Here is a 6,143-nt window from a genome sequence, read left to right as displayed (position 1 = left end):
TCCAGCCGTCGACCACGTCGATGACCTTGCTGGAGCGGCCGCGGTCACGCATACCGCCGGAGACGGCCGCGAGCTGCGCCTCGTTGAGCTCGGCGCCGGCCGCGGGGATCTCGTTGATGGTGGTGTTGCGCATCTGTCTCTCCTTCAGTGAAAGCGTCGGTCCGTCCGACACCACAGACAGTGCCGGGCAGCGGTGGAAAGCGGTTGGCAGTGCGCTGAACGGCACCGGCAACGCACTGGTAAGTCGCTGGCAAACGCGCCCCCTATGCTGATCGGCATGCTCGAACCGACCGCAGCCACGCCGCCTCCGACATCCGTGTACCTGCAGGTTCTCGGCCCGGTGCGGGTGCTCGTCGGCGATGAGGACGTCTCGATCGGCGGTCCGGTGCCGCGGGCGTTGCTGTCGCGGCTGGCGATCGCGGCAGGCGAGTCGGTTTCCGACGACGCCCTGATCGACGACCTGTGGGGTGCCGAACCGCCGCCGAGCGCCAAGGTCACCCTTCAGGGCTATGTCGCGCGGATCCGCCGGGTGCTCGATCCCCACCGCCCCGGGTCGCGTTCGCGGGTGCTGACCCGGCGCGGCAACGGGTACGCGCTCGAACTCGATGCCACGGACTGGCAGCAGTTCACCACGCTGGCACGAGCAGGCAGGACACATCTCGTCGAGGGCGACGCCACGTCGGCAGCCGAAACCCTCGACGCCGCACTGGATCACTGGTGCGGCGGCGCGTATGCGGACGTCACCGACTCCGAAGCCGTGTCCGTCGAGGCGAACCGGCTCGACGCGCTCCGACTCGACGCGGTGGAGGATCGGATGGAGGCCGCACTCGCGCTGGGCGAGTACGGGTCCGCGGCGGCCCGGCTGGACGCATTCACCCGTCGGCACCCGCTCCGGGAGCGGTCGTGGGAACTACTGGCCCGCGCGCACTATCTCGCCGGACGTCCCGGCGAGGCGCTCGACGCGCTGCGCCGGGCTCGGGAAACGCTCGCCGACGAGCTCGGGACCGACCCGCGCCCCAGCCTGCTGACACTGCAGGCCGCGATCCTCGACCACGACGTCGCCCTGACCCCCGCACCGAAGGCCCCTGCCGCGGCCCAACCGCCGGCCCCGCCTGCGGCGCCGGATCCGTTCGCGCACAACATCCCTCTCACCCTCTCCCCGCTGGTGGGGCGGGCACCCCAGCTCACCGAACTCGCCACGCTGATCCGCACGCACCGCCTCGTCACGCTCACCGGTGCGGGCGGCATGGGGAAGACCCGGCTGGCGCTCGAGACCGCGCGCAGGCGCGAGGACGCCGACGGGCCCTGGCTCGTGGAACTCGCGGGTGCCCGCGAGAAGTCCCATGTCACCGACGCCATCGCGACCGCGATGGGCGTGACGATCTCGGGCGGATCCGATCCACTCGCGGCCGTGTTCCGCGATCGCGAACTCCTGCTCGTGCTCGACAACTGCGAGCAGGTACTCACACCGGTGGCGGACTTCGTCGACACCGTGCTGTCCACCTGTCCCCGCGTCCGGATCCTCACCACCAGCCGTGAGGCGCTCGGGGCCGCAGGCGAATTCGTCTACGAGGTGCCGCCGCTGTCCGAGGGCCGCGGGGGCGAAGCGGTATCACTGTTCGTCCAGCGGGCATCCGCCCAGTCCCGTGGCTTCGAACCCGATGACGCCGAGCACGAGCTGATCTCGACCCTCTGCACCGAACTCGACGGCATGCCGCTCGCCATCGAGTTGGCCGCGGCCCAGTGCCGCACCCTGTCCGTGCGGCAGCTGATCGCGAACATCGACGACCGGTTCGCGGTGCTTCGTGGGGGCTCACGGACCAACGCACGGCACGCCACGATGCAGGCGGCGGTCGACTGGTCGTACCACTCGCTGTCGCCGTCGGAACAAGAGCTGTTCCAGTCCCTTGCGATCTTCAGCGGCGGCTTCGACCTGGACGGCGCAAGGGCGATCACCGACTCCCCCGACCTGCTCACCGACCTCGGCTCACTGGTCGACAAGTCGCTGATCATCGTCGTCGGCGGTGACCCCCGCCGGTATCGGATGCTCGAGACCCTCCGGCGCTACGCCGCCCTGGTCCGGCAGCCCGAACTCACCGCCGCGGTGCGCGAGCGGCACACCCGCTGGGTCTGCGAGATGGCCGACGGCGCCCACTACGGGCTGCGCGGTCCGCAGAGCACCGATTGGATGCGTCGGCTCGACCTGGAGATCGCAAACGTGCGCGCGGCACTGGAGGCCTGCCTGCACGACGACGAGACCTACTTCCGGATCGCGGGCGGGGTGTACTGGTACTGGTACCGGAGCGGTCATGTGGCCGAGGCGTTGAGCTACCTCGATCAGGCACTGCGGCACCGCGATTGCCCCATCCAAGGCGAGCGTCTCAGCCCGACCCGGGTGCGCGCCGTCTCAGGGGTGACGCTGATCCGCTATCTGGCGGGAGACATGGCCGGCCTGCTCGAGGCCTTCGGCTACCTGGCCGAGCTTCACACCCGCACCGACGACGACGTCGCGAGGACGGAAGCCGCACTCATCCTCGCCTTCTTCGAGGCCGGGTCCGGGCTCGTCGAGCAGGCCCGCGAGCACGCCGGGCACGCACTGGCCCGCGCGCTACGCACCGACGAGCCGTTCACCCACGCGGAGGCGTTGATGTGTCTGGGCACCGCCGACTTTCGCGGCGGTGATTTCGAGAGCGCAGGCAGGTACCTGGACGAGGCGGTGCGGGTCGCCGCCGAGAACGGCTACGGGTGGTGCGAGGGATCCTCGCTGTGGATCAACGCCAAAACCGATATCGCACAGGGAAAATGGGGCGGGCAGGCCGAAGGCAAACTGGTCCGGATGGTGCGGGTCTGCGAGTCCAACGGCGACCTCACCTCCTGGCTGGTGGCGCTGGCCACGCTCGCCTACGCGCTGTTCCGGCGCGGGGACCACGACACCGCGGCCGAGCTGACCGGCTTCGTGTCCAGGCAGGGCGCGCTGATGGGATACGACCCACAGGCCATGGACCCGGTCGACCTCGCCCGCTACGACCGCGAGCTCCGGGCGGAGATCCCGGCCGACCGCCTCGAGGCCGGCATCGCGCGCGGGCGCACCCTCACCCGCGCGCGGGCCTCGGCCTTGGTGGCCGAGGCCGAGCGTCAGTAGCGGTCCCGCTTGGGCTTGCGGTCGAACTTGCCCTTGCCGCCGTCGCGCGAGGGCCGGTGCCCCGGCGGGCCCTGGTCAGGGGTCAGCTGGATGAGCACGCCGGAGATCCGGGTCCGCCGCAGCGCCTCGAGGGTCTCGTTCGCCAGGTCCGCCGGCAGCTCCACCAGGCTGTGATCGGGCCGAATGCTGATGTGGCCGAAGTCGCTTCGCCGGAGACCACCCTCGTTGGCGATGGCGCCGACGATCGCGCCCGGCGCCACCTTGTGCCGCTTGCCGACCGCGATCCGATAGGTGGCGAGCTCCTGACCCTCGCGCCCGAACTTGGGTCCTTCGTCGAACTTGCGAGGCGGGCGCTCCCCGCGGGGCTCGCGCTCGCGGCGCGGCGGTGCGGGCGGCTCGGGCGGCATCAAGAACGTGTCCCCGTCGCGCGAGAGCACGGCAAGAGCCGCCGCGATGTCGGCGAGCGGCACGTCGTGCTCGCGCTCGTAGTCCTCGATCAGCGTCCGGAACAGCGCCAGGTTGTCGGAGTTCAGGCTCTCGGTGATCGAGTCGCCGAACTTGGCGACACGCTGCGCGTTGACGTCCTCGACGGTCGGCAGCTGCATCTCCGTCAGCGGCTGACGCGTGGCCTTCTCGATCGCCTTGAGCAGGTGCCGTTCCCGCGGCGCCACGAACAGCAACGCCTCGCCGGAGCGGCCTGCGCGGCCGGTGCGGCCGATGCGGTGGACGTAGGACTCGGTGTCGTGCGGGATGTCGTAGTTGACGACGTGCGAGATGCGCTCGACGTCGAGACCGCGGGCCGCGACGTCGGTGGCGACCAGGATGTCGAGCGCACCGCTCTTGAGCTGACCGATGGTGCGCTCACGCTGCGCCTGGACGATGTCGCCGTTGATGGCGGCGGCCGAGAACCCGCGCGCCCGCAGACGTTCGGCGAGATCCTCGGTGGCCTGCTTGGTGCGGACGAAGATGATCATCGCCTCGAAGGTCTCCACCTCGAGGACCCGGGTGAGCGCATCCAGCTTGCGCTGGTGCGCGACCTGCACGTACCGCTGGCTGATGTTCGAGGCGGTCGACGTCTTCGACTTGACGGTGATCTCGACAGGATCGTGCAGGTACTGCTTGGAGATCTTGCGGATCGCCGGCGGCATGGTCGCCGAGAACAGCGCCACCTGCTTGTACTCGGGGGTGTCGGCCAGGATCCGCTCGACGTCGTCCTGGAAGCCCATCTTGAGCATCTCGTCGGCCTCGTCGAGCACCAGGTAGTCCAGGTGCGAGAGGTCGAGGGTGCCCTTCTCCAGGTGATCGATCACCCGGCCAGGGGTGCCGACGATGATCTGCGCCCCGCGCCGCAGACCCGACAACTGCACGCCGTAGGCCTGACCGCCGTAGATCGGCAACACGCTCAGCCCGGGGATGTGCGCCGAGTACTTGCCGAATGCCTCGGCCACCTGCAGCGCCAGCTCGCGGGTCGGCGCCAGCACCAGGGCCTGCGGCCGCTTCTGCTCGGTGTCGATGCGGGACAGGATCGGAACGGCGAACGCCGCGGTCTTTCCGGTGCCGGTCTGCGCGAGGCCGACGACATCGTTCCCGGACATCAGCGGCGGGATGGTCGCGGCCTGGATCGGCGACGGCGACTCGTAGCCGACGTCCGAGAGTGCCCGCAGCACCCGTTCATCGATGCCGAGATCGGCAAAGGTGGTGGTGTCGGTTTCCGGCTCGGGGTTGTGCTCGGTGTCGCTCATCTCACCAGGAGTTTAGTACGTCGCCGCCCGGAGCCGACGTTCACGCCCTTGTCGCGCCCGTCGCCCAGGCCTGCCGGACGGGCTGACGGAGCACCGTCCGCAGCTTCTCGGGCGCGGACTTCCTGGGGTCGCCGAGGTAGATCTCGTGGTGCTTGCCGTTGAATTCGAGACCGCGACCGGGGATGAACTCGGAATGCAGACGCTCGAGGGTCGGCGCCTCGTCGTCGTACGAGCCGACGTGCATGATCTGCGCCGACAGGCCTTCCTCGTGCCGTTCGTGCCGCAACTGCCCCACGGTGGGCAGCTTCTTCTTGGACTCCGTCTCCACCAGGATGACCGCGACCTCCTCGGCGGTCATCCAGTCCGGCTGCCGGATCTGCATCGTCCAGTTCCACTCTGACTTGCTGCGGTCGACGAAGACCGCGGGATCGGGTGCCCACCACCGGCCCTCCAGCGGCCCGACCACGTAGTCGGCCTCGTGGCCGTTCTTGCTCGCGAACTTCACCGCGTACGACGCGGCGTACAGCGCCTCCACCGCCAGCCGGTAGTCCTCGGAGACATTCGGATCACCGTGGCCGTCGATCATGAGGAACCACATCGCCGGCACCTCCACCAGCACGAAGTCATCGGTGGCAGGCGCGTAGAGCTCCTTCTGCTTCTTGAAGTCCAGCTTGGTCATCGTTTCCTCTCAAGGGTTGTCAGGGTCCTGGCGACCCAGTTCTGTTCGGCTTCGAGCATCGCGAGCGAGTACTCGAAGACGGCGTCGACGAAATCCGGCAGCGGCTGCTGGGCGTCGCGGGCGGCGAGCACCTCGGCCCGCTTGCGGCCCAACGCGTCCGAGCGTCGCCGCAGTGCGCCGATCGACTCGGCGGGCGGGAGCAAAGGCCAGTTGGCCATCCCGACCAGCACCGGCGCGGCGACCGCGGACGGCTCGGCGAGGAACGCCGCGGTCCGCTCCGCGGCCGCCGCCCGACCTTCCGGGGTGATCGCGTAGACCCGGCGCGCCCGGCCGGGGCCGCCCGACGGGGCCGCCACCTCCTCGATGAGGCCGCGCTTTTCGAGCTTGCCGAGGAGGTAGTAGATCGAGGAGAACCCGATCTGGGTCCACTGCCGCATGCCGCGCTCGCCGATCACCTTCTCGAGATCGAAGCCGTGGCGCGGGCGCTCGGCGATCAGGCCGAGAAGGGTCACCTCGGATTCGGTCAGCTCTGCGGGCATGTCCATATCCTAGCACTAGGATATAGATCCGAACGGGCCGT

5 protein-coding genes are annotated in these 6,143 nt (G+C 69.6%); 1 reads left to right on the top strand and 4 read right to left on the bottom strand.

Features of this window, described 5'->3' with window-relative positions; genetic code table 11:
• A partial coding sequence (locus RM1_RS23220; protein ID WP_143187342.1) for a putative ATP-grasp target RiPP occupies positions 1-133 on the bottom strand: 133 nt, incomplete at its 3' end.
• Between the two features lie 144 nt (positions 134-277).
• Here RM1_RS23220 and RM1_RS23215 point away from each other — a divergent pair.
• Positions 278-3,142 carry an AfsR/SARP family transcriptional regulator gene (locus RM1_RS23215; protein WP_072754001.1) on the top strand — a complete coding sequence of 955 codons (2,865 nt, stop codon included), beginning with the start codon at positions 278-280 and terminating at the stop codon, positions 3,140-3,142.
• Here the strand turns inward: RM1_RS23215 and RM1_RS23210 are convergent.
• From RM1_RS23210 to RM1_RS23200, 3 genes are read right to left on the bottom strand one after another with little or no spacing between them, the layout of a single operon-like run.
• Entirely contained in the window at positions 3,136-4,884 is a 1,749-nt protein-coding gene (locus RM1_RS23210; protein WP_027502906.1) for a DEAD/DEAH box helicase, read from the bottom strand. The genes RM1_RS23215 and RM1_RS23210 overlap by 7 nt on opposite strands.
• Before the next feature lie 40 nt (positions 4,885-4,924).
• Positions 4,925-5,563 (bottom strand): GyrI-like domain-containing protein, encoded by a 639-nt coding sequence (locus tag RM1_RS23205; protein WP_072753994.1) that lies wholly within the window; start codon positions 5,561-5,563, stop codon positions 4,925-4,927.
• The gene (locus tag RM1_RS23200; RefSeq protein ID WP_072754000.1) at positions 5,560-6,102 is read right to left on the bottom strand and encodes a PadR family transcriptional regulator; all 543 of its coding nucleotides are present in this window, start codon (positions 6,100-6,102) and stop codon (positions 5,560-5,562) included. Before RM1_RS23200 ends, RM1_RS23205 begins: the two co-directional genes overlap by 4 nt.
• Between the last annotated feature and the right edge of the window lie 41 nt (positions 6,103-6,143).

Source organism: Rhodococcus maanshanensis NBRC 100610 (assembly GCF_001894865.1).
GTDB classification, from domain to species: domain Bacteria; phylum Actinomycetota; class Actinomycetes; order Mycobacteriales; family Mycobacteriaceae; genus Rhodococcus_G; species Rhodococcus_G maanshanensis.
This window is presented reverse-complemented; position numbering and strand designations above follow the sequence as displayed.

Excerpts from the sequence above, each read along its gene's own strand:
- RM1_RS23215 (WP_072754001.1), top strand. The coding sequence starts at position 278 with ATGCTCGAACCGACCGCAGCCACGCCGCCTCCGACATCCGTGTACCTG.
- RM1_RS23210 (WP_027502906.1), bottom strand. The coding sequence starts at position 4,884 with ATGAGCGACACCGAGCACAACCCCGAGCCGGAAACCGACACCACCACC.
- RM1_RS23205 (WP_072753994.1), bottom strand. The coding sequence starts at position 5,563 with ATGACCAAGCTGGACTTCAAGAAGCAGAAGGAGCTCTACGCGCCTGCC.
- RM1_RS23200 (WP_072754000.1), bottom strand. The coding sequence starts at position 6,102 with ATGCCCGCAGAGCTGACCGAATCCGAGGTGACCCTTCTCGGCCTGATC.